Genomic DNA, 22,343 nt, shown 5'->3' on the forward strand with positions numbered 1-22,343 from the left:
GAGGGGGGCCGGCGAGAAGGTGCCCAGTGACGTGAGCGCAGCAGCGATCAGGAAGAACACCCAGGGCAGCAGCATCGTCTTGCCCCTGACGAGGCGTACGCAGGTCTGGACGATGATGTCGATGGTGCCGTTCCGCTGGGCCATGCTGAAGAAGTACGTGACTCCGATGATCGTCACGACGATGCTGGCGGGGAACTCTTCGAGGATCTGCTTGTCCGTCATTCCGAGCATGAAATAGCCGACGCCGAAGGAGGCAACCAGCCCCATCACGCCGATGTTCAGCGGCCATTTCGTGGCGACGATGAACATAATGACGAGGATGACGAGCGGGATGATTTGGACAGCGGTCATGGAGTGCTCCGGTTGCGGGGTGGCCGAAGGGTTGAAGATATCACCCCCCAGCACGAGCGCAATCAAAGCCAGGAACGCGAACCCGGCGGCCGCCGCCAGCAGGATTCGGCGGCGGCGGGTTGGACGCGGGGCATCGTCGTCCCGGGTCTGGTCCGCAGCGACAGCGGTGCGGTGCTCAGTCTTGGTCATGATGGTCTCCTCAGCGGGTGGCTCCCGCGAGGGAGGCAGCGACGGCGCTGCCGGGGACCTCGGGGAGATGGATGATGGTTGTGGCGATGGTGCGGGCCGTGCGGTCGACGCCTACGAGGAGCGTCCCGTCGTGCTCCTCGCTCCAGGTCTCGATGACCCCGGCGGGGGTGCGGAGCCGGAGCGTGCTCCCCAGGGAGTCGCCCGTAATGGTGTGCAGCACGGTGCCGGGGGTGCGGGCGGCCAGGGTCAGGGCGATGCTGCCGGTGATGGCCAGGGCCGGGTGGGGCTTGCCCATGGAGAGCATCATGACGTTGGCGTCGCAGTCTGGGTCAGCCTGGGCGGCCGCGGCGACGATGGCGAGCTTGGGGATGGCCCGGGCCGCTTCGGCTGTTGTGCGGACCAGCCCCATCCGCACCGCCGCCTGCCGCCGGATCTGCTCCAGGGTATCCAGCTGCAGCTCCACTCCGGCGCGCCAGCTGTCGTACCTGACCGGGTCCAGGCCCAGTTCTTCGGCGTTGACGATCACGACGGGCGCTCCGGCGTCGACCATCGACACAGTCCAGCGGGTTCCGCCGGCGGTGAGGGTGTCAGTGGCCGCACCGGTGGGCAGCAGCGCACCGGTGGTCCTGCCGGCAGGGTCCTGGAAGCCGAGCCCCACAGCGTAGCCGGGGAAGGGTACGCCTGGCGTCCGGGCGTCCGGAACGGAGGCCAGGGCTCCGGCAGGGGTGGCCACGCGCTGGACGATGATTTGGTTGGTGTTGGTGTTGCGGGTGACGATCCGGGTGACGTCTCCGTTGGGGAGCACCCAGCCCTTCTCGATGGCGTACAGACCCACCACCGCCGAGCCGTTCCCGCAGTTGCTGCCCCAGTCCACCGCGGCCTCTTCGACACCGACTTGGGCAAAGGTGTACTCAACGTCGACGTCGCCACTGACGGGCCGGTGCACGATCACGGCCTTGCTGGTGGTCGAGGTGGCGCCGCCGACGCCGTCGATCTGGCGCGGATCCGGGCTGCCGAACAGCCGCGGCAGCAGCACATCCAGGCTGATGCCGCCCGCCTGAAGATGCTCCGCTTCGAACACCCAGCACTTGCTGGTGCCTCCGCGCATCCATTGGGCTTCGATCTTCATGGTGTTTCCCGCTTCTCCTCGTGCCTCAGACTTGAATGAGGACCTGAAAAGAGATTGAGCCAGATCACAACTTTAGACAATGTTGGATTTTTTCAGGGGGATGTAGGATTGCTTAATTCATAGAGCGCTGGAGGATTATTCCCCAGCTGCAAAGCGTCCGTTGCCAGGAAAAGTGCTCGAAGTCCTCAAGGCAGGCCTCGTCCCGGCAGGGAATGAACCAAAGGCGAAGAAGGGTGAAGCGTTGCTAAAGGACGAAGGTCAGGATTTGTTCGACATAAGGCGGCTGGCGCTTCTGCTGGAGGTGGTGGAGCAGGGCTCGATCACCGCGGCGGCCGAGTTGATGATGTACACGCCCTCGGCCGTCTCCCAGCAGCTGCGCAAGCTCGAACAGGAAGTGGGGCAGCCTCTGCTCACCCGCCGCTCCCGCGGGGTGGTGCCCACCGAGGCCGGCCAGGTTCTGGCCGGCCACGCCCGCAAGATCGTCTGGCAGATGCAGGCAGCCCGGTCCGACCTGGGCCAGATTGCCGGCCTCAGACGCGGTTCCCTGACTGTGGGTACATTCCCAACCCTGGCCGGATCCTTCCTGCCCATCGTCATCCGGACCTTCAAGAAGCGCTACCCGGCCATCAGCCTCTCTTTGCGCAGCGCCCGCTTCGACGAACTCGTCGCAGATCTGCAGTCCGGGGTCACGGGTCTGTGCCTGCTCTGGGATTACCCCTGGAACCCGTTCCGGGACGATTCCATCCGCGTAACCGAGGTCTTCCGGGAGAGCACCGTTATCCTGGTGGCCCGCAGCCATCCACTCGCCGAGCGGGAGCAGGTACGCATGGAAGACCTGCGCAACGAGTCCTGGATCGTGCGYGCCGAGGCCCACCCCGTCGTGGAGGTGCTGCAGCGTTCCGCTCACGACGCCGGATTCGAACCGGAGATTGCCTTCCTGGCCAACGACTACCAGGAGGCCCAGGCCATGGTCAGCGTGGGAATGGGCGTGGCTATGGTGCCCAAAACCGCCGTGGCACTTCAGCATCCCGACGTGAAGGTGCTGAGCCTGGGCTCCGCTGCCCCGCTGCGGAGAATACTGCTGGCGCAGCGGGAGGACAAGGTCTATGCCCCGGCCGAGGTGGCCTTCCACTCCACCCTGTTGGAAATCGCCCGCGAACGGGCCGGCGACTATCACTAGACCACGAGGCTGCTCCGGTCACTCCGTAGGGCCGGGGCGCAGGGTGTCGAGCAGCGCGTCGATCACGCCGGCGTCCTCGATCGTGGAGGGCACCACGTAGGTCTCGCCGTCGGCGATCTGGCGCATGGTCTTGCGCAGGATCTTTCCCGAACGGGTCTTCGGCAGGGCATCCACCACGGTGACGTGCTTGAAGTCCGCCACGGCCCCGATGTCGCGCCGGACCAGGGCGATCAGGTCCTTGACCAGGACTTCCTCGGGCACGTCCACCCCGGACTTGAGGACCACGTAGCCGCTGGGCCGCTGGCCCTTGAGCGGRTCGGMGAGGCCGATCACGGCGCATTCGGCAACTGCCGGGTGCTGGCCGATCACCTGTTCCATGGCGCCGGTGGAGAGCCGGTGTCCGGCGACGTTGATGATGTCATCCGTGCGGCCCATGACGAAGACATAGCCGTCCTCGTCCCGGTAGCCCGAGTCACCGGTGGCATAGTAGCCCTCAAACGCCTGGAGGTAGGAGGAAATGTAGCGGTCGTCGTTGCGCCAGAGCGTGGTCAGGGTGCCAGGCGGCAGCGGCAGGCCGAGGACGATGTTGCCTTCCGTGCCGGCCTCGACGTCCCCGCCCGCGCCGTCGACGACGTTGAGCCGGAAGCCGGGCATCGGGACGCTCGGCGACCCGGCCTTGATCGGCAGTCCGCCGAGGCCTCGGGGGTTGGCGCAGATGGCCCAGCCCGTCTCCGTCTGCCACCAGTGGTCGACCACCGGAACACCGAGCACCCGGGAGGCCCAGTGGAAGGTATCGGTGTCCAGCCGCTCGCCGGCCGCGAACAGGGTCCGCAGGCTGGCAATGTCGTACTTGTCCAGGAACCGGCCCTCAGGGTCGGCCTTGCGGATGGCCCGCAGCGCGGTGGGCGCGGTGAACAGCACGTTGACCTTGTGGTCCTGGATGACCCGCCAGAACGCGCCGGCGTCGGGCGTCCCCACCGGCTTGCCTTCGTACAGCACCGTGGTGGCGCCGGCCAGCAGCGGACCGTAGACGATGTAGGAGTGGCCCACCACCCAGCCGACATCCGAGGCGGTCCACATGACGTCGCCGGGGCCGACGTCGTAGAGGTTTTCCATGGTCCATTTCAGGGCCACGGCGTGGCCGCCGTTGTCCCGCACCACGCCCTTGGGCGAGCCGGTGGTGCCCGAGGTGTAGAGGATGTACAGCGGGTCCGTCGCCTTGACGTCCACCGGCGCGGCCGCCTCGGCGGAGGCCATCTCGGTGTCCCAGTCGAGCCACCCGGGGTGCTCGGCCGCCATGGAGGCCACCGTCGAGCCGAAGCCGTCCMTGGCCTTGACCAGCACCGGGGTTTCGGCGGCGCCGGCGATACTGAGGGCCTCGGCGACGGCAGGCAGGTACTCAATCCGGCGCGACGGCTCGATGCCGCCGGACGCCGTCACCACCGCCGCGGGGGCTGCGTCGCGGATGCGGGCGGCAAGTTCCTTGGGGGCAAACCCGCCGAAGACGACCGAGTGCACGGCGCCGAGCCGTGCGGTGGCCAGCATCGCGATCACGGCCTCGGGGATCATCGGCATGTAAATCACCACGCGGTCGCCCTTGCCGACGCCGCTGCGGCGCAGGACACCGGCGAACCGGGCCACGAGGTCCGTCAGTTCCGCATAGGTATAGCTCTGCCGGATGCCCACCATCGCGGAGTCGTAGACCAGGGCATCCTGCTGACCCCTGCCCTGGGCGACGTGCCGGTCGAGGGCGTTGTACGACGTGTTCAGGACCCCGTCCGGAAACCAGTCGTAGAGCGGTGCCCGGCCCGCCTCGAGGGCCTGCCGCGGGGACGTCTGCCAGGAGATCCCTTCCGCGGCCTCCAGCCAGAACTCTGCGGGATGTTCCAGGCTCCGTTCGTAGGCTGCCCTGTAGCTCTTGGTGACCATGACGTACATCCTGTCCACGACGTTGTGATGCAGCCATGGTAAACCGGGGCGGACCGGCGATACAAGGGTCATGTATACACAACTCGGCTATTTGTTCACCACAGGCGGCAATTGCTGGGCAAAGAGCCGTTGCGTGTATACACTGATGTTGTTCCATCCCGACACAGCCGCCACCGAAGGAGGCAGGATGCGCGCCAGCGACAAGGCCTACGCGGCCCTGCGCGACGACATCATCGAATGGCGCCTCCTGCCCGGAACCGTGCTCGCGGAGGTGGAACAGTCGGCGCGCCTCGGCATCTCCCGCACCCCGCTGCGGGAGGCCCTGAGCCGGCTCACGGCCGAAGGGCTGACGACGACGGCGGGCGGCCGCGGCGTCGTCGTCACCGACATTTCCCTGGACGACATCGACGAACTGTTCGAACTGCGCGAAACCCTCGAGGGCAGGGCCGCCGCCCTGGCCGCCGAGCGCGGCGACCCCGCAACCTTCGATGCGTTGCGGCGCGAACTGCTCCAGGCCCCGGAACTGATCGGCGGACAGGATCCGGCCCTGCACGACTATTACGGGCTGGTCGGACGGCTGGACGCGGCCATCGACGCCGCCATTTCCAACGCCTACCTCGTCCAGGCCATGCGCAGTCTCCGCGTCCACCTCGTGCGCGTCCGGCGCCTGGCCGCCGACGACGCCGCCCGGCTTACTGCCGCGGCCGCCGAGCACGCTGCCATCGCCGAGGCGATCGCCGCCGGCAACCCGCGCCTGGCCGAGGCCGCCACCACGCTTCACCTGCACCGCAGTCTTTCGCACGTCAAAGCCACCCATACACCTCAGCAAAGGGAGCACCATGGTTAAGGAACACCACGTCCGCGTTTACAAGAGCGAGGAAAACCTGGGCCGCGAGGACCAGCTCGCCTACAAGATCGCCAAGGTCGCCGCGGATCCCGTGGAGGTCACCGATGAGGTCACCGACATGGTGATCAACCGGATCATCGACAACGCCTCGGTGGCGGTTGCCTCGCTGAACCGCGCCCCGATCGTCGCGGCCCGGGCCCAGGCCCTCACCCACGGTCCCAGCACCGGCGGCAAGGGCGCCAAGGTCTTCGGCATCGAGGAACGCGTCTCCCCCGAATGGGCCGCCTGGGCCAACGGCGTCGCGGTCCGTGAACTCGACTACCACGACACCTTCCTGGCCGCGGACTACTCGCACCCGGGTGACAACATCCCCCCGGTCCTGGCCGTCGCCCAGCATGTCGGTGCCAGCGGCCGGGACCTGGTCCGCGGCATCGCCACCGGCTACGAGATCCAGGTCAACCTGGTCAAGGCCATCTGCCTGCACAAGCACAAGATCGACCACGTGGCCCATCTCGGCCCSTCCGCSGCCGCCGGCATCGGCACCCTSCTGGGCCTSGACGTCGARACSATCTTCCAGTCSGTSGGCCAGGCSCTGCACACCACCACCGCCACCCGGCAGTCCCGCAAGGGCGAAATCTCCACCTGGAAGGCGCACGCCCCCGCGTTCGCAGGCAAAATGGCCGTCGAATCCGCGGACCGTGCGATGCGCGGCCAGACCTCGCCCGTACCGATCTACGAGGGCGAAGACGGCGTGATCGCCTGGATGCTGGACGGCCCGGACGCCTCCTACACCGTGCCGCTGCCTGAGGCCGGCGAGGCCAAGCGGGCCATCATGGACACGTACACCAAGGAACACTCGGCCGAATACCAGGCCCAGGCGTGGATCGACCTCGCCCGCAAGCTCAACGGCCAACACCCCGAGGTCACGGACCCGGCCAATGTCGAATCCGTGCTGATCAAGACCAGCCACCATACCCACTACGTGATCGGCTCCGGCGCCAACGACCCGCAGAAGTACGATCCCACGGCCAGCCGCGAGACGCTGGACCACTCGATCCCGTACATTTTCACTGTCGCCCTGCAGGACGGCACCTGGCACCACGTGGACTCCTACGCCCCGGAACGCGCCGCCCGCCCCGACACCGTGGAACTCTGGCACAAGGTCACCACGGTCGAGGACCCGGAATGGACCCGCCGTTACCACTCCCTGGACATCGCCGAGAAGGCCTTCGGCGGCACCGTGGAGATCACGCTCAAGGACGGCACGGTCATCACCGATGACATCGCGGTCGCCGATGCCCACCCGCTGGGCGCCCGGCCGTTCGCCCGGGAGCAGTACGTCAACAAGTTCCGCACCCTCGCCGCCGGCCTGGTGGCCGACGAGGAGATCGAGCGCTTCCTCGCCGCCGCCGCCCGGCTCCCCGAGCTCGCCGCCGGCGAGCTGGACCAGCTGAACATCCAGGCCGCCGACGGCGTGATCGACCTCGCCGGCGCCCCGAAGGGACTCTTCTAATGTTGTATTCGAAAGTCACCCCGGAGCAAAAGCGGATCCGGTTCCGCGAAATCCTCGCCTCCGGCACCATCGCCCAGTTCCCCGGCGCGTTCAACCCGCTCTCGGCGCGGCTGATCGAGGAGAAGGGCTTCGCCGGGGTGTACATTTCCGGCGCCGTCCTCGCCAATGACCTGGGCCTGCCGGACATCGGGCTGACCACCCTCACGGAGGTCGCCACCCGCGCCGGGCAGATCGCCCGGATGACGGACCTGCCGGCAATCGTCGACGCCGACACCGGCTTCGGTGAGCCCATGAACGTGGCCCGGTCGGTCCAGGAACTCGAGAACGCCGGCCTGGCCGGCTGCCACATCGAGGACCAATTCAACCCCAAGCGCTGCGGCCACCTCGACGGGAAGAACGTCGTGGACCTGGAAACCGCCACCAAGCGGATCCGGGCCGCGGCCGATGCCCGCCGCGACCCGAACTTCCTGATCATGGCCCGGACCGACATCCGCGCCACGGACGGGCTCGAGGCCGCCCAGGAGCGCGCCAAAGCGCTCGTGGAGGCCGGTGCGGACGCGATCTTCCCGGAGGCGATGAAGGACCTGGCCGAATTCCAGGCCATCCGCGACGCCGTCAACGTCCCGATCCTGGCCAACATGACCGAATTCGGCCAGAGTGCCTTGTTCACCGTGGAGGAGCTGGCCGGCGTCGGCGTCAATATGGTCATTTATCCGGTGACGCTGCTCCGTAGTGCCATGGGCGCTGCGGAGCGTACTCTGGAATCGATTAAGGCCGACGGAACCCAGGAGGCACAGGTTGGAAGCATGCTGACCCGTGCGCGTTTGTACGATCTCGTTGATTACGAGGCTTACAACCGTTTCGATACCGGAGTCTTTAATTTCCAGATCCCCGGGTAGTAAGCCCCGCATAGAACCTCCGGCACGTGCCGGTATACAGGCGTTAGGAACAAAGGAGTTTCAGCATGGCTGAACAGGACATTAAAAAGGGCCTCGCCGGCGTCGTGGTGGACTACACCGCAGTCTCCAAGGTCAACCCGGACACGAACTCGCTGCTGTACCGTGGCTACCCCGTCCAGGAACTGGCTGCCAAGTGCAGCTTCGAGGAAGTCGCGTACCTGCTCTGGAACGGCGAGCTGCCCGACGCGGAGCAGCTGGCGGAGTTTACCGCCCGGGAACGCGCCGGGCGCGCCCTGGATCCGGTCGTCAAACAGGTGATTGACGCGCTGCCCACCACCGCGCATCCCATGGATGTCTGCCGGACTGCCACGTCGGTGTTGGGGGCCCGGCACCCCCTCGCCGAGGACGCCTCGCGCGAAGCCAACCTGGCCAAGGCCATCGATCTGTTCGCCGCGATGCCGGCCGTGGTGGCCTACGACCAGCGGCGCCGGCACGGCCAGGACGTGGTGGAACCCCGCGAGGATCTGGGCTACGACGCCAACTTCCTCTGGATGACGTTTGGTGAGGAAGCCGTCCCCGAAGTAGTCGACGCGTTCAATGTCTCCATGATTTTGTACGCCGAGCACTCCTTCAATGCCTCGACCTTCACGGCCCGGGTAATCACCTCCACGCTCTCGGACCTGCACTCAGCCGTGACCGGCGCCATCGGGGCCCTCAAGGGCTCGCTGCACGGCGGTGCCAACGAGGCCGTCATGCACACCTTTGACGAGATCGGCATCCGGCCGGAGGAGTCCCTGGAGGACGCCCACGTCCGGGCCAAGGCCTGGATGGAGGACGCCCTGGCCCACAAGAAGAAGGTCATGGGCTTCGGCCACCGCGTCTACAAGCACGGCGACTCCCGGGTGCCCACCATGAAGTCGGCGCTGGACAAGATGATCGCACACTATGGCCGGCCGGAGCTGCTGGGCCTCTACAACGGGCTCGAGACGGCGATGGACGAGGCGAAGGGGATCAAGCCGAACCTCGACTATCCGACCGGACCCACGTACCACCTCATGGGCTTCGACACCGCCACGTTCACCCCGCTGTTCGTCGCCAGCCGCATCACAGGCTGGACGGCGCACATCATGGAGCAGCTGGATTCGAACTCCCTGATCCGTCCCTTGAGCGAGTACAACGGCGTCGAGGAACGGCACCTGGCGTAGCAGGGCTTCCTGCGGGACGCACGGGACCGGACAGCCGGCACGGGCCGGCCACCTATTCGTAGGTGGCCGGCCCGTGCTGTTTGCCCGCGGACTTCAGCGCCGCGGGATCCGGACCGACGCAACAGTCTCGTTGTCCTCGTTGAGGACCACGACGACGTCGATCGTTTCGCCTGCCAGCGCCGGAGGCAGCCAGTGCCCCGCATCCTGCCACATCCGCTCCAGCGGCAACGCCGCGGAGTCGAACCATTCGGGCGTGATTTCCGGGCTCTCGGCGGGTTCGCCGTGCCACCGCCGGGTGGTGAAGAGCCGGCACGACATGTTCCAGTCAGGCCGGGCCGGAAAGATGAACTCGACAACGCCGGCGTGGGCCAGGTCCTCTTGGAGCACTATGATCCCGGCTTCTTCCCAGACCTCGCGGACCACGGCCTCGGCGTCGSTCTCCCCCRSCTCRACGTGGCCGCCRAKKCCCACGATCTTGCCSRTGCCRAAGCCGGTCCKYTTCAKGCCCAGCAGCACCTCGGTGCCGCTCTCCGCCTCACGGAGCGGGAAGCAGAGAGTGACTGGCGTGAGCTTCATGTGCTCAACCCTATAGCTGCCGCAGGCTGCCGGCGCTATCCGGCGGCCGGGCCGTCGCCGACAAGCTGCGGCCTCAGTTCGACCGGTATCCCCTTCTGCGCGAATTCCTTGTCCATGGCCTGCTGCGGCGTGAGGCCCTGGTTGTTCGTGGCTTGGAACTCCCAGTTGTAGACGCTGGACCACTCCTGCCGGACATCGCAGAGGAATCGGCCGTTCTGCAGTTTGGCGATCTTGAACCAGGCGTTGCCGCCGTCGAGCTGGAGTGCCCGGATCCCRTCACCGGAAATGGAGTAGGCGAGCCATCCGCCGGCGCAGCCCAGCACCGTGTAGTAGCCCTGTTCGGCGGGGGCAATCGGGATGATCGCGCGCTGCTGGTCATTGCGCTGCTGGTCAATGTTGGCCAGGGTGCATGCGACCCCGCCGGTGCCCAAAGCGGCAGGACCCGCTTTCGTGGGAGACGCTGTGGGGGCGGCAGCGGAAGGGGTTGGGGACGACGGCGATGGGCTGGCGGAGACAGTCGGGGCCGGGATGCCCGTCTGGGCCGGCCCCGGCGCTGGTTGCGGCATCAGATTGCCGCCGACAACCACCGCGCCAACGATGGCTGCAGCGGCCAGTACAGTCGCGGCCGCAGCCCGCACGGCATTCCGTCGTGCCGGAGTGCGCCCTGCCAAAAGGACGACATTCGGATCCGTGGAAAATACGATTGAGCGGGCAGAGTCGCTTCCCGGCTCTGCCCCCGGCGCTCCCACCCGAGGTTTTGCATCCCTCATGAGCTGTTCGATGCGGTCCATGGCTAGTCCTTCCGTTCGGTCATGAGATGTGAGGGGGCAGCTTTCGCGAACGCCCGGCGTGCCCGGTGGAGGCGAACCGCAGCGGCGGATGAGGAACATCCCAGCGTCTGCGCCAGTTCAGCGATGGTCAGCTCGTCCCAGTAGCTGAGCATGAGGACCTCGCGGTCCCGCTCCCTGAGCTGCACCAGCACCTCTGCCACGGCGCCTCGTTCTTCATTGTTTGACTCGGGGATTTGGCTGCGCGCATCGTCTTTCAGCCTTTCGACAAGTTCCTGGCGGCGACGGCGGCCCTTGTACTCATTGCCGACCACATTCCGGGCCGTTGCCAACAGCCAGCCAATGCCGGGCGGTTCCGACAGCTCTTTCTCCCAGGCAATTCTGAAGACGTCCGCGGCCAGTTCCTCGGCGCGGTGCCRGTCACTGATACGGCAGGCAATGTAGCGGTAGACCCGCGCGGAGTGCTGGGTGTGCAGATCAATGAATGCTTGCTCTTTGGCAGCCAACATGGTGGTTCCCCCGGACATCGATGACTTCTTCTTGCTGTGTAAGTGTCCAGTGAACGGCATTTTCTTACACAGGCCCGCAAAAAAGTTTGCCGGCACCGGCGCGGTGCGGGGACCCGGCGGACTGCGCCTTAGCCCAGGGCGCGCGGGTGCGCGGCGGCGTAGATCTCCCGCAGCGTATCGGCCGTCACCTGGGTGTAGACCTGCGTGGTGGTCACCGAGGCGTGCCCCAGCAGCTCCTGCACCACCCGGACGTCGGCGCCGCCCTCCAGCAGGTGGGTGGCGAAGGAGTGCCGCAGCGTGTGTGGCGAAACGTCCTTGGTGATGTGGGCCTTGTCCGCCGCCGCCTTCAAAATGGTCCAGGCGCTTTGCCGGCTGATCCTGCCGCCGCGGGCGTTGAGGAACAGGCCGGGGGTGCCCTTGCCCTTGGCGGCCAGCAGGGGCCGGCCGCGGACGAGGTAGGCGTCAAGGGCTCGTGCCCCATAGGATCCGAGCGGGACGAGGCGTTCCTTGGACCCCTTGCCGAAGAGCCTGACGATCGCGGGCCCGTCGCCGGCATCGGACCCGCCGGAGGTGTGCAGGGAAATGTCGTCAACGTCCAGGCCCACGGCTTCGCTGATGCGGGCACCGGTGGAATAGAGGAATTCGAGCAGCGCGCGGTCGCGCAGGCCCGTTGCCGTGTCCGTGCCGGCCGCCTCGAGGATCCGGGTGACCTCATCGACGCTGATGGCCTTGGGCAGCCGCTTGCCGGGCATGGGCGGGTGGACGTCGCTGGCCGGGTCGGTGGACGTGATGCCTTCGAGGGCCCAGAACTTGTGGAGTCCGCGCACCGCCACCACCGTCCGGGCCGCCGAGCGGATGCCCAGGGCGGAGCCGCCATCGGACCCGTCGGAGAGCGCCTGAACGAATCCGGTGACGTCGTGCCGGGTAATCTCCGCGGGGCGTTCCCGGCCGGCGTGGGCCAGATGCCTGGCGTAGCGGGCCAGGTCCCGCCGGTAGGCGGAGAGGGTGTTGGCCGCGAGGCCCCGCTCCACGCCCATGTGCTGCAGGTAGTCAGTGATTGCGCGGTCGATCGCCGTCAACGCCCTGGCGGGCGGGCGCTCGGGAGCGGCTGCCTGCGCCGGGGCCGGAAGTTGCGCCGGGGCCGGCGGTTCGGCGATCAGCGGCTCCACTAGCGCTGGCTGGGATGGGCGGGCCAGGGCGCGTCGGCCGGGCGGAGACTTTCGAAATTGCCCGCGCGGGCGGCGGCAGCGGCCAGGACGCCGACGACGGCGGACGGGTTGTGGAGGCGGCCGTCAAGGACCGCCTGCACGGCCTCGTCCAGCGGGGTCCAGCGCAGTTCGATTTCGGCTTCCTCGTCTGTGCGGACGTGCCGCTCATGTCCCGGCACCTCACTCAGGCCGCGGGCCAGGTAGATGCGGATGGCCTCGCTGGAGGAGCCCGGGGAGTTGAAGAAGTCCGCCAGCACGTTCCAGCGGTCCGCGACGAGGTCCGCTTCCTCGGCCAGTTCGCGGGCGGCCCCGACGACGAAGTCCTCCCCTTCGACGTCAAGCAGCCCGGCGGGGATCTCCCAGAGGTCCATGCCGACGGGGTGCCGGTACTGCCGGAGCAGCAGCACGTCGCCGTCGTCGTTCATCGGGAGAACCGCCACCGCGCCTGGATGGTCGATGTAGTCCCGGACCAGGGTGTCGCCGTCGTCGTTGAGCTGGAAACTGTCGCTGACGACGTCCCAGATCCTGCCCTCGTACACCTTTCGGGACGACAAAAGACGGCGCGGGCTCGGCTCATCCGAAACCTGCCGTGCAGCATTGGGGGTCTCAGACATACCGGGCATCGCGCCGTCCTTTGATTCAGTTGGAAATTACTTGGACACTGCTGCCGACGAGGGCTTGGGCGCAGGTGCCGGGGCATCGGCCTTTGCACTCGGGCTGCTGCTTGCAGCGTTCGCGGCGTCGCCGGCCCGCTGGTGGCCAAGGGCAGCCTCAATCAGGCCCGCGAACAGCGGGTGCGGGCGCGTGGGCCGCGAGCTGAGCTCGGGGTGCGCCTGCGTGGCCACGTAGTACGGGTGGACGTCGCGGGGAAGTTCCACGAACTCGACCAGTTTGCCGTCGGGCGATGTTCCGGAGAACGACAGGCCCTTGGCGGCGATCTGATCGCGGTACTYGTTGTTGACCTCGTAGCGGTGCCGGTGCCGTTCGCTGACCTTCGTGGCGCCGTAGGTCTCGGCGACGACGGAGCCTTCGTCGAGCTTGGCCTCGTACAGGCCCAGGCGCATGGTGCCGCCGAGGTCGCCCTTGCCGTCAACGATGTCCAGCTGCTCTTCCATCGTGGCGATGACGGGGTACTTGGAGTCCGGCTCGAACTCGGACGAGGACGCCCCCTCGAGGCCGACTACGTTGCGGGCATACTCGATCACCATGCACTGCAGGCCCAGGCACAGGCCCAGGACCGGAAGCTTGGTTTCGCGGGCGTACTTCAGGGCGCCGAGTTTGCCTTCCAGGCCGCGGATGCCGAAGCCGCCGGGAACGCAGATGGCGTCGACGCCGGCCAGGGACTGCACGGCGCCCTCACGGGTTTCGCATTCGTCCGAGGGGACCCAGCGGATCTTGACCTTGGTGTCGTTGGCGAAGCCGCCGGCGCGCAGGGCCTCCGTGACGGACAGGTAGGCGTCAGGCAGGTCGATGTACTTGCCCACGAGCGCGATCTCAACTTCGTGCTTCGGGTTGTGGACGGCGTCGAGCAGCTTGTCCCAGCTGGTCCAGTCCACATCCTTGAACGGCAGGTCCAGGGCGCGGACGATGTAGGAATCCAGACCCTGGGAGTGCAGGGTCTTCGGGATGTCGTAGATGCTCGGTGCGTCCGGGCAGCCGATCACTGCGTCGATGTCGACGTCGCACATGCGGCCGATCTTGTCGCGCATCGGCTGCGGGACTTCTCGGTCCGACCGGATCACGATTGCCTCGGGCTGGATGCCGATGGAGCGCAGCGCGGCAACGGAGTGCTGCGTCGGCTTGGTCTTCAACTCCTGCGACGGGCCGATGTAAGGCACGAGGGACACGTGGAGGAAGAACACATTTCCGCGGCCGATGTCCTGGCGGACCTGGCGGGCGGATTCGAGGAACGGCTGGGACTCGATGTCGCCCACCGTGCCGCCGATTTCGGTGATGATGACGTCGGGGGCGTTCTTGCCCTCGGCGGGAAGCCGCATGCGCCGCTTGATCTCATCGGTGATGTGCGGGATGACCTGGACGGTGTCGCCGAGGTATTCGCCGCGGCGTTCCTTCGCGATGACGGTCGAGTAGACCTGGCCGGTTGTGACGTTGGCCGATCCTTCGAGGTTTTCATCGAGGAAGCGCTCATAGTGGCCGATGTCCAGGTCCGTCTCGGCGCCGTCGTCAGTGACGAAGACTTCGCCGTGCTGGAAGGGGTTCATCGTGCCCGGATCCACATTCAAATAGGGATCGAGCTTTTGCATTGTTACAGACAGACCGCGTGCCCGCAGAAGGTGGCCGAGGCTCGAAGCCGTCAGTCCCTTACCGAGCGAGGACGCTACACCACCGGTGACGAAGATGTGTTTGGTCGTCTTGGACGAGCCCGGAAACCGGGAATTTACACGAGAGTTTGATCGCTGCACCACGGGGTTTGAGCTTATCATCAATTCGGCCTTCCACGGGTTCCTTGGCGGGATCCCGATGTGATTGTTGTCCTAGCAGCGGTCCTTGCGGAAGTCCCTGCGGAGGTCCTTTCGGGCCCGCCTAGCTTTGCGGGAGGAGTTTGGCGTCGTCCAGCAGCTCCTGGGCGTGGGCCTGGGCTGATTCGGAGTCCTCTTGGCCGGCCAGCATGCGGGCCAGTTCGCGGACGCGCTCGGCCTCGTCCAGCAGCTGCACGTCGCTGGAGGTGAAGCCGGTGGCGGTAGCCCCGTCAGCGCCCCGCACGGAGGTCTTGGTGACCCTGATGTGCTGGTTCGCGAAAGCGGCCACCTGCGGCAGGTGGGTCACCACGAGGACCTGGACGTGCTGGGCCAGCATCGCCAGCCGGCGCCCGATCTCGACGGCGGCACGGCCGCCGACGCCGGCGTCGACCTCGTCGAAGACAAACGTCGGGACGGGATCGACGGCGGCAAGCACCACCTCAATGGCGAGCATGACGCGGGAGAGTTCACCGCCCGAGGCGCCTTTGCCCAGCGGCCGGGCCGGCGCGCCGGAGTGCGGCTGAAGCAGGAAGGAGATCTCGTCGGCCCCGAACGGTCCCAGCTGGCCTGCGGGCTCCACATTGATGACCAGGGTGGCATCGGCCATGGCCAGCGCCGTGAGCTCAGCGCTGACCCGCGCGGAGAGGTCCTTGGCGGCCTTGGTGCGGGCCTTGCTGATCCCGGCGGCCTTCTTCCGGAGCTCGGTTTCGGCCCGTGCGACTTCGGCGTCCAGCGCTTCGATCCTGGTGGAGTCGTCCTGGAGTTCCTCGTGCCGGGCCCGGGCCTCCTCCGCCCAGACCAGCACCTCGTCGATGCTCGGCGCGTACTTGCGGACCAGCTTGGCCAGCGCGGCCCGTCGGTCCTCGATTTCGGCGAGCCGTTCCGGGCCCTCCGTGTCAAGGGCGGCCTGGTAACTGGCGAGTTCAGCGGCGATGTCGTTGAGCAGGAAACCGACCTCGGCCAGGCGCGCCGCGGCAGAGCCCAGCTCCCCGTCGTGTTCGGCCACGTGCTCCAGGGTGCGTTTGGCAGCGTCCACGAGGGTGGTGGCGTCGGCTTCTTCACCGAAGTCCTCGGCGATGAGGGCCTGGTGGGCGGTGCTGGCCGCGATCCGCAGTTCCTCTACGTTGGCCAGTTTCACGGCCTCGGCCTTGAGGGCCTCGTCCTCCCCCGGCTGCGGGTCCACGGCGTCGATCTCGGCCAGGGCAACGTGCAGCGACTCGGCCTCGCGGAGGCGTTCACGCGCGGCACTGCGCAAGGAGTCCAGCTCGCCCTGGCTGGCATGCCAGTGCGCGTAGAGGTCCTGATAGGCGGTCAGCGCGCCCGCAAGGCTCTCGCCAGCGAATTTGTCCAGGGCGCCGCGTTGCGCCACCGGGCTCTTGAGCCGGATCTGGTCCGACTGTCCGTGCACCACCACGAGGGTTTCGCCGATTTCGGCCAGCACCCCCACCGGCGCGGCGCGTCCGCCCAGATAGGCCCGGCTGCGGCCGTCAGCTCCGACGCTGCGGGCCAGCAGCAGTTCCACACCGCCGTCGAACTCCTCCACCTCGGCCCCGGCTTCCCTGCACCGCGCGACGGCAGCGTGGCCGGCGTCGAGCTTCAGCACAGCCTCCGCCGAGGCGCTCTTCGCGCCGCTGCGGACGGCGCCGGCGTCGGACCTGGCACCGAGGAGCAGCCCGACGGCGGTCACCACCATGGTCTTGCCGGCACCGGTTTCACCGGTCACCACGCTGAGGCCCGGGCCCAGCGGCAGGGTGGCGTCGGTGATGACGCCGAGGTCGCGGATACGCAGTTCTTCAAGCATGGTTCACTTCTCGGTTGTGGGATCTGGCAAGGGATCGGGCGCGTCACCGGGTTCGGCGTGGCGCGGCGAGGGAAGCGGCGGCATGGGACGGGGCGTGCGGATGATCGGGAGGGGGCCGGTGTGGATGGCCCGGGTTTGGGGCACGGGCCCGCGCCAGCCCTGGATGGGGAGCTGGAATTTGCGCACGAGCCTGCCGGAGAAGGGGGTCTGGTGCGTCCTGGCCAGACGCACGGGCGTTGCGGAGCGGGTCACTTCGACGCGCGCGCCGGGCGGCAGATCCACCGAGCGGCGGCCGTCGCACCAGAGGACGCCCTGGGCGTCGGTGCGGTTCAGGATCTCGACGGCGAGCCGGGACCGCGGCGAAACCACGAGCGGCTTCGCGAAGAGGGCATGGGCGCTGATCGGCACGATCAGGAGGGCCTCGACCTCGGGCCACACCACGGGACCGCCGGCGGAAAACGCGTAGGCCGTGGAGCCTGTGGGCGTGGCCAGGACGACGCCGTCGCAGCCGAATGAGGTCAGGGGGCGTTCGTCGACTTCGGTGACCACCTCCAGCATCCGTTCCCGGTTGCCTTTTTCGATCGCGGCCTCATTCAGGGCCCAGGTGTGCCAGATCTTCTGGCCGCGGACCCAGACCTGGACGTCGATCGTCATGCGCTCTTCCACCGTGTAGTCACGGCTGGCGATCCACTCGACGGTCTGGGCGAGGTCGGCCCGTTCGCTCTCGGCCAGGAACCCCACGTGGCCAAGGTTCACCCCAAGCAGCGGCACGTCGACTTCGCGGACCAGTTCGGCAGCCCGGAGGATGGTGCCGTCTCCGCCGAGGACCATGACAAGTTCCACGTCGGGCAGCTTCACGTGGTCGTGAAGGACCTCGACCGGGTGGTCGAGCCGGCCGAAGAAGCGGACCATGTCCCCGAGCTCGTTCTCCTGCAGCACGGGGACCAGCCCGGATTCGTGCAGCAGCGCACACGCTTCCCAGGCAGCCTTGAGGGACTCCTCGCGCCCTGTGTGGGCCAGGATCAGGACACGCCTGCTCATCAGGTTCCGCCTTCTGGTGGTACTAGTGGTTCGGCCAGATTGTTCCGAGCAACGCAGCAACAGCTGCGTCCCGCTCCTCGATCTTAGGCGGGACTTCCGACATCGCGCGTTTTATCCACAGGAAGTATTCGACATTGCCGTCCTGGCCCGGCAGCGGGCTCTGGGCGAGGCCTGACAAGACCAGGCCCGCGTCCACGGCGGCGGTAGCCACCTTGCCCACGGCGAGCCGGCGTTCGCGYTCCGAGGTGACCACGCCGGTCCGGCCCAGCCGGTCCTTGCCGATCTCGAACTGTGGCTTGACCATGAGGACGAGGTCGCCGCCGGGCAGGGTGCAGGCCGCGAGTGGCGCCACCACAAGCGTCAGCGAGATGAAGGACAGGTCAGCCACCGTCAGGGCGGCCGGTCCGCCTATTTCCGCGGCCGCCATGTAGCGGACGTTGAGGCCTTCGTGCACGGAAACCCTGGAGTCATTCCGGATTTCCGGCACCAGCTGGCCGTGCCCCACGTCGACGGCCACCACGTGGGCCGCACCGCGCCGAAGCAGCACMTCGGTGAACCCGCCGGTGGAGGCGCCGGCGTCGAGGCACCKTTTGCCYKSGACKTCGACGGCGGGAAAGGCRTCCAGCGCGCCGGCCAGCTTGTGCCCGGCSCGGCTGACGTAGCCGTCCTCGGCCGAGGCCGTAACGTCCAGCGCGGCGTCGTCCGGGACCTGCAGGGACGCCTTGGCGAGGACCTCGCCCCCGGAGCTCACCTTGCCCTCGGCAATGAGCCGGGCGGCATGGGTCCGGGACCTGGCGAGCCCCCGGCTGACGAGTGCCTGGTCAAGCCGGCTCACGATCCCCCGTTCCCCGCGGCATGGATACGGCGCGCCACGCCGGCGTGGCCGGCGACGTCTTCGTTCAGGGCCTCCAGCAGGGCATCATGCATGCCCGCATAGACTTCGCCGTGCCCGGACACAGGCATTTGCCGCACGGCCCCGAGGCGGTCCAGGACAGCGTTGACGGCCGGATCCAGGACTGCTGCCGCGTGTTCTGGTGCGGCGTGCCCGGACAGCTCCGCCGGGAGCTGCTGCGACGGCAGCTCGGGCCAAGCGACATCGGCCGCAGGGGTCGGCGCCTCAGCCGGCTGTTCGTCTGGGGCCTGGTCCAGTCCCTGGTGTAGCTCGCTCATGTGTCCAGCCTAGTGATCGGACCACTCGAGGACCGGAGCCAGCGCGCTGGTCGTCTCGGGGTTTGCGGCCCACCAGGCCGAACAGGCGGCACGCCACGAATCGAGGTCGGCGGGGTCGCCGCTGATGTGGACCGACTGCCCCCGCACGACCGCCGAGGCCGTGCCGCTGCGGAACCGCCCGGCGTCGTGCTCTACGGCAGGGTATGGCGCGTACAGGCCGGTCAGATCATTGATGAGGAAATCGGGGCGTTCCACAGATCGTGCCGCGAGGATCGATTCCCTCGTGTCCACTCCGGTCAGCACGGCGACGGTGGCGAAACCGGCGTTGTTGCCGCCCAGGATGTCGGTGTCCAGGCGGTCGCCGACGACCAACGGCCGGTCCGCCGCCAGCCGCTTGGCGGCAGTGTGGAACAGTGGGGCTTCGGGTTTGCCGGCCACGATCGGACTCTTGCCGGTCGCGGCTGCCACTGCGGCCACGAGCGTCCCGTTACCGGGGGCAATTCCACGCGCCTGGGGAATGGACCAGTCCGTGTTGGTGGCCACCCACAGGGCGCCGCCGGCGACGACGTACGATGCCTCGGCGAGGTCCTTCCAGCCAAGTTCCGGACTAAMGCCCTGAACGACGGCGACGGGGGCATCCTCCGCGCCGCGGACGGGAACCAGGCCAACCAGTTCAATTTCCCGGGCAAGTGCGGCACTGCCCGTGATCAGCACGTGTGCCCCGGCCGGCAGCATCGACGCCAGCAGCGCTGCCGCTGCCTGCGAGGAACTCACCACCTGGTGGTCCTCGGCGGGGGCGCCGAGATCGCGCAGGTGTTGGGCCACCTGTGCCGGGGAACGGGATGCGTTGTTGGTGACGTAGCCCAGCCCGACGCCCACCCCGGCCAGCCGGCGCAGCGACTCGACGGCCCCGGGAATGGCGTTGGGGCCGGCATAGACAACGCCGTCAAGATCGGAGAGCAGGGCATCAAAGGTGGCGATCAGGGCGGTTCCCGTCATGCGATTAGTCCTCCACACTTTCGTGCTGCGCCGGCTCTGAGTCAGCGGAGAGTTCCTGGTCCGCGTCATCGTTCAGTTCCAGGTCGGCCTCGTCGATCGCTTCGCCGTCGGCTTCGTCATCGGCTTCGTCATCAGCTTCGTCGAGCACGTCGGATTCCACTGAATCCACGTCGGACTCGGCGTCGTCAGACTCGAAGTAGCCGGCTTCTGCGTCGTCGGCTCCGTCGTCGCTGGCGAGCTCATCGCCCGCGTTCAAGCCGGCCACTCCGGCTGCGGCGCCGGTGGCTTCTGCCGCGGCAGCGGCACCTGCGGCACGCGGTGCGCGCTCTTCGGTTCCGGCGTGCGTGTCGGCATGCTCCTGCGCCCGGAGGCGGCGCTGCCGTTCCTCCTCGCGGGCTTCTTCTTCCTCGTCCCAGCCGAGATCGATGATGTCGGGTTCCTCGTCAGCCCCGAGGCCCAGCGCGTTTTCGGCCACGGTGGCCTGGCGTTGCCATTTGGCGGCTTCGGCAGCGCGGCCGGCTGCCGTCAGCGCGTCAGCATAGGCACGGAACAGCCGGGGGCTGTAGGAAAAGGCGCGGTTGATGTCCAGCTGCGGGATTTCCAGTTCGGAAACCGCGGCGTCGAGCTGCCCGAGGTCGGTGCGGGCCCCGGCTGCAACGATGGCCAGTTCCACCTTGCCGGGGGCGTCGAGATCCTTGGCTTCGTCGGACCGGGCCATGTCCAGGGCACGGTCCGGGCGGCCAAGGCCGCGTTCGCAGTCGGCCATGACCGGCAGGTGCATGTTGGAGCCACTGATCCGGCGGTAGGTCCGGAATTCCCGGAGGGCTTCACCATAGTGGCCGGCTGCGTAGGCCGTCAGGCCGACAGCTTCGCGGACGGACGCGAGGCGTCCGCCACGGCGGCTGGCCGCCAGGGCATGCTGGAAGGCAAGCTCGGGTTCTTCGTCCAGGAGCCGCCCGGCCATGACGAGGTGGCGGGCCACCCATTCGGCGCTGGTGCCTTCGAGGGTCTTGATCTGGTGCTGCGTGGCGCGGTCAAGCTCCTTGCCCGTGACGTCCTCGTCGATCTGGGGTGAACGCTCCCGGTCCGGGCGGTTGGCGCTGCGGAGGTCGCGGGCATTGGGCACGCGAACCGGACGGTCCTCGGGGCGGTCGCGTCCGTACTGGCGCGGGCCTGAGTCGCCACGGTCGAAGCCCCGTGCGGGACGATCCTCGCGGGTGCCGAAGGGCTTGCGGTTCTCGCCGCTGCCGTAAGGCTTGCGGTCACGGTCGCCACCGCCACCAAAGCTGCGCTGGCCGCCGCCGTCACGCGGGGCACGGTCACCGTACGGCTTACGGTCCCGATCGCCACCACCGCCGTACGGCTTGCGATCACCATAGGACGGGCGGCTGTCGCCACCAAAGCTGCGCTGATCCCCGCCTTCACGCGGGGCACGGTCACCGTACGGCTTACGGTCCCGATCGCCACCACCGCCGTACGGCTTGCGATCACCATAGGACGGGCGGCTGTCGCCACCAAAGCTGCGCTGTCCCCCACCTTCACGGGGAGCACGATCACCGTACGGCTTACGGTCACGATCGCCACCACCGCTGTACGGCTTACGGTCACCATAGGACGGACGGCTGTCGCCACCGAAGCTGCGCTGACCCCCACCTTCACGCGGAGCACGATCACCATAAGGCTTACGCTCACCACCGCCGCTGTACGGCTTGCGGTCACCATAGGACGGACGGCTGTCGCCACCGAAGCTGCGCTGACCCCCGCCCTCACGCGGAGCACGATCACCATAAGGCTTACGCTCACCGCCGCCGCTGTACGGCTTACGCTCGCTGTTTCCGAAGCCGCGCTGATCCCCGCCCTCACGCGGAGCACGATCACCATACGGCTTACGGTCACGGTCTTCCCTGGAACGGAATCCGCGGGGATCGCCGCCAGAGTTGCTGGTGCCGCGGAACGGGGCTCCACCGGAACTGCGTCCGCCCGAGTTGCCGTGGGCCTTGCCGCCGCGGTTGCCATCATTGTGCTCAGCCATGCTGGAATCCTCCTGTTGTGAGCTGACCACTGGCGCAATCGCAGCCGCTCTGTTCCGTGTTTCGTTTCCTACGCAACCCGAAATCAAGCGCTTCGAAGTCCGTACATCTCCCCCAATTCTAGGCGAGCAACCCGCCACCGGCTAACGGCACCAGGTCGACGGGGGCCCGCGGTGGGAAGTCTCACAACCTCCCGGGGCACTTCTGTCGGCGGCCGCCGGCTGGCGGGCAGTTGGGTGGTCGACGGCGGCTGTGACGCTCCCCCACCTTGGGCGGGAAGTCCGGTGACGCTCCCTCACGTTTGGCGGGGTGTGGCGGGATGCTCCCGCAGGTGTTGCGCGGTCCCGGTCCGTWTGGGTCGTTAAATGCGGGAGGACCCCCACCTGGTGGTGGGGGTCCTCGACCGTTAATGGTGTTCCGGCGGTGACCTACTCTCCCACACCCTCCCGGGTGCAGTACCATCGGCGCTGTGGGTCTTAGCTTCCGGGTTCGGGATGGG

Annotated in this window: 20 protein-coding genes and 1 rRNA gene; 5 read left to right on the forward strand and 16 right to left on the reverse strand. The window is 67.7% G+C overall.

All coding sequences use genetic code 11. The annotated features are described in order from the left end of the window. Both AC1DHX_RS16520 and AC1DHX_RS16525 read right to left on the reverse strand, forming a co-directional pair. Positions 1-540, reverse strand: a 540-nt coding sequence (locus AC1DHX_RS16520) for a transporter permease (RefSeq protein WP_476900250.1), incomplete at its 3' end; no start/stop codon positions are given. A gap of 10 nt (positions 541-550) precedes the next feature. After that, positions 551-1,669: a PrpF domain-containing protein gene (locus tag AC1DHX_RS16525; protein WP_476859876.1), complete on the reverse strand. Its 1,119-nt coding sequence runs from the start codon at positions 1,667-1,669 to the stop codon at positions 551-553. 241 nt (positions 1,670-1,910) lie between these two features. Between AC1DHX_RS16525 and AC1DHX_RS16530 the strand changes: the two genes are divergently transcribed. Next, positions 1,911-2,849, forward strand: coding sequence for a LysR substrate-binding domain-containing protein (locus AC1DHX_RS16530; protein ID WP_476850473.1), 939 nt, complete (start codon positions 1,911-1,913; stop codon positions 2,847-2,849). A gap of 18 nt (positions 2,850-2,867) precedes the next feature. On the opposite strand, the gene AC1DHX_RS16535 is transcribed toward AC1DHX_RS16530, so the two are convergent. Further along, complete coding sequence (locus tag AC1DHX_RS16535; protein WP_476900256.1) at positions 2,868-4,778, reverse strand: AMP-binding protein; 1,911 nt, start codon at positions 4,776-4,778, stop codon at positions 2,868-2,870. Positions 4,779-4,965: 187 nt separating this feature from the next. Here AC1DHX_RS16535 and AC1DHX_RS16540 point away from each other — a divergent pair, with 187 nt between their 5' ends. The 4 genes from AC1DHX_RS16540 to AC1DHX_RS16555 all read left to right on the forward strand — a co-directional run bounded on the left by AC1DHX_RS16540 (position 4,966) and on the right by AC1DHX_RS16555 (position 9,242). After that, positions 4,966-5,625, forward strand: a complete 660-nt coding sequence (locus AC1DHX_RS16540; protein WP_028277407.1) for a GntR family transcriptional regulator — start codon at positions 4,966-4,968, stop codon at positions 5,623-5,625. Beyond that, on the forward strand, positions 5,618-7,138 hold the full coding sequence (locus tag AC1DHX_RS16545; RefSeq protein ID WP_476859877.1) for an MmgE/PrpD family protein: 1,521 nt from the start codon (positions 5,618-5,620) through the stop codon (positions 7,136-7,138). Before AC1DHX_RS16540 ends, AC1DHX_RS16545 begins: the two co-directional genes overlap by 8 nt. Continuing rightward, the gene (gene prpB, locus AC1DHX_RS16550; protein ID WP_476859878.1) at positions 7,138-8,037 is read left to right on the forward strand and encodes a methylisocitrate lyase; all 900 of its coding nucleotides are present in this window, start codon (positions 7,138-7,140) and stop codon (positions 8,035-8,037) included. The genes AC1DHX_RS16545 and prpB overlap by 1 nt, the downstream gene beginning before the upstream one ends. Positions 8,038-8,102: 65 nt before the next feature. Further along, the gene (locus AC1DHX_RS16555; protein WP_028277410.1) at positions 8,103-9,242 is read left to right on the forward strand and encodes a bifunctional 2-methylcitrate synthase/citrate synthase; all 1,140 of its coding nucleotides are present in this window, start codon (positions 8,103-8,105) and stop codon (positions 9,240-9,242) included. Between the two features lie 93 nt (positions 9,243-9,335). Here the strand turns inward: AC1DHX_RS16555 and AC1DHX_RS16560 are convergent, their stop codons facing one another. The 13 genes from AC1DHX_RS16560 to rrf form a co-directional block, all read right to left on the reverse strand. Continuing rightward, positions 9,336-9,818: an NUDIX domain-containing protein gene (locus tag AC1DHX_RS16560; RefSeq protein WP_476900251.1), complete on the reverse strand. Its 483-nt coding sequence runs from the start codon at positions 9,816-9,818 to the stop codon at positions 9,336-9,338. A 35-nt stretch (positions 9,819-9,853) separates the two neighbouring features. Continuing rightward, complete coding sequence (locus AC1DHX_RS16565) at positions 9,854-10,249, reverse strand: hypothetical protein (RefSeq protein ID WP_476857875.1); 396 nt, start codon at positions 10,247-10,249, stop codon at positions 9,854-9,856. Between the two features lie 362 nt (positions 10,250-10,611). Beyond that, positions 10,612-11,211, reverse strand: a complete 600-nt coding sequence (locus AC1DHX_RS16570; protein WP_476900252.1) for an RNA polymerase sigma factor — start codon at positions 11,209-11,211, stop codon at positions 10,612-10,614. Positions 11,212-11,243: 32 nt separating this feature from the next. Continuing rightward, positions 11,244-12,275: a site-specific tyrosine recombinase XerD gene (xerD, locus tag AC1DHX_RS16575; RefSeq protein WP_476859886.1), complete on the reverse strand. Its 1,032-nt coding sequence runs from the start codon at positions 12,273-12,275 to the stop codon at positions 11,244-11,246. Positions 12,276-12,283: 8 nt separating this feature from the next. Then, complete coding sequence (locus AC1DHX_RS16580) at positions 12,284-12,946, reverse strand: NUDIX domain-containing protein (RefSeq protein ID WP_476850379.1); 663 nt, start codon at positions 12,944-12,946, stop codon at positions 12,284-12,286. A 27-nt stretch (positions 12,947-12,973) separates the two neighbouring features. Next, the gene (locus tag AC1DHX_RS16585; RefSeq protein WP_476900253.1) at positions 12,974-14,767 is read right to left on the reverse strand and encodes a CTP synthase; all 1,794 of its coding nucleotides are present in this window, start codon (positions 14,765-14,767) and stop codon (positions 12,974-12,976) included. 100 nt (positions 14,768-14,867) lie between these two features. Then, a complete protein-coding gene (recN, locus tag AC1DHX_RS16590; RefSeq protein ID WP_476859880.1) occupies positions 14,868-16,604 on the reverse strand; it encodes a DNA repair protein RecN in 1,737 nt (578 codons plus the stop codon). Positions 16,605-16,607: 3 nt separating this feature from the next. After that, positions 16,608-17,645, reverse strand: coding sequence for an NAD kinase (locus tag AC1DHX_RS16595; protein WP_476850376.1), 1,038 nt, complete (start codon positions 17,643-17,645; stop codon positions 16,608-16,610). 22 nt (positions 17,646-17,667) lie between these two features. Then, the gene (locus AC1DHX_RS16600; protein WP_476900254.1) at positions 17,668-18,480 is read right to left on the reverse strand and encodes a TlyA family RNA methyltransferase; all 813 of its coding nucleotides are present in this window, start codon (positions 18,478-18,480) and stop codon (positions 17,668-17,670) included. Then, positions 18,477-18,815, reverse strand: a complete 339-nt coding sequence (locus tag AC1DHX_RS16605; protein ID WP_230010829.1) for a hypothetical protein — start codon at positions 18,813-18,815, stop codon at positions 18,477-18,479. Before AC1DHX_RS16605 ends, AC1DHX_RS16600 begins: the two co-directional genes overlap by 4 nt. Positions 18,816-18,824: 9 nt before the next feature. Continuing rightward, positions 18,825-19,814, reverse strand: coding sequence for an HAD-IIA family hydrolase (locus AC1DHX_RS16610; RefSeq protein ID WP_476900255.1), 990 nt, complete (start codon positions 19,812-19,814; stop codon positions 18,825-18,827). A gap of 4 nt (positions 19,815-19,818) precedes the next feature. Beyond that, a complete protein-coding gene (locus tag AC1DHX_RS16615; protein WP_476859882.1) occupies positions 19,819-21,846 on the reverse strand; it encodes a hypothetical protein in 2,028 nt (675 codons plus the stop codon). A 413-nt stretch (positions 21,847-22,259) separates the two neighbouring features. Continuing rightward, positions 22,260-22,343 (reverse strand): 5S ribosomal RNA (gene rrf / locus AC1DHX_RS16620); the annotation flags it as partial.

The organism is Arthrobacter sp. 05N33_2 (assembly GCF_056397425.1).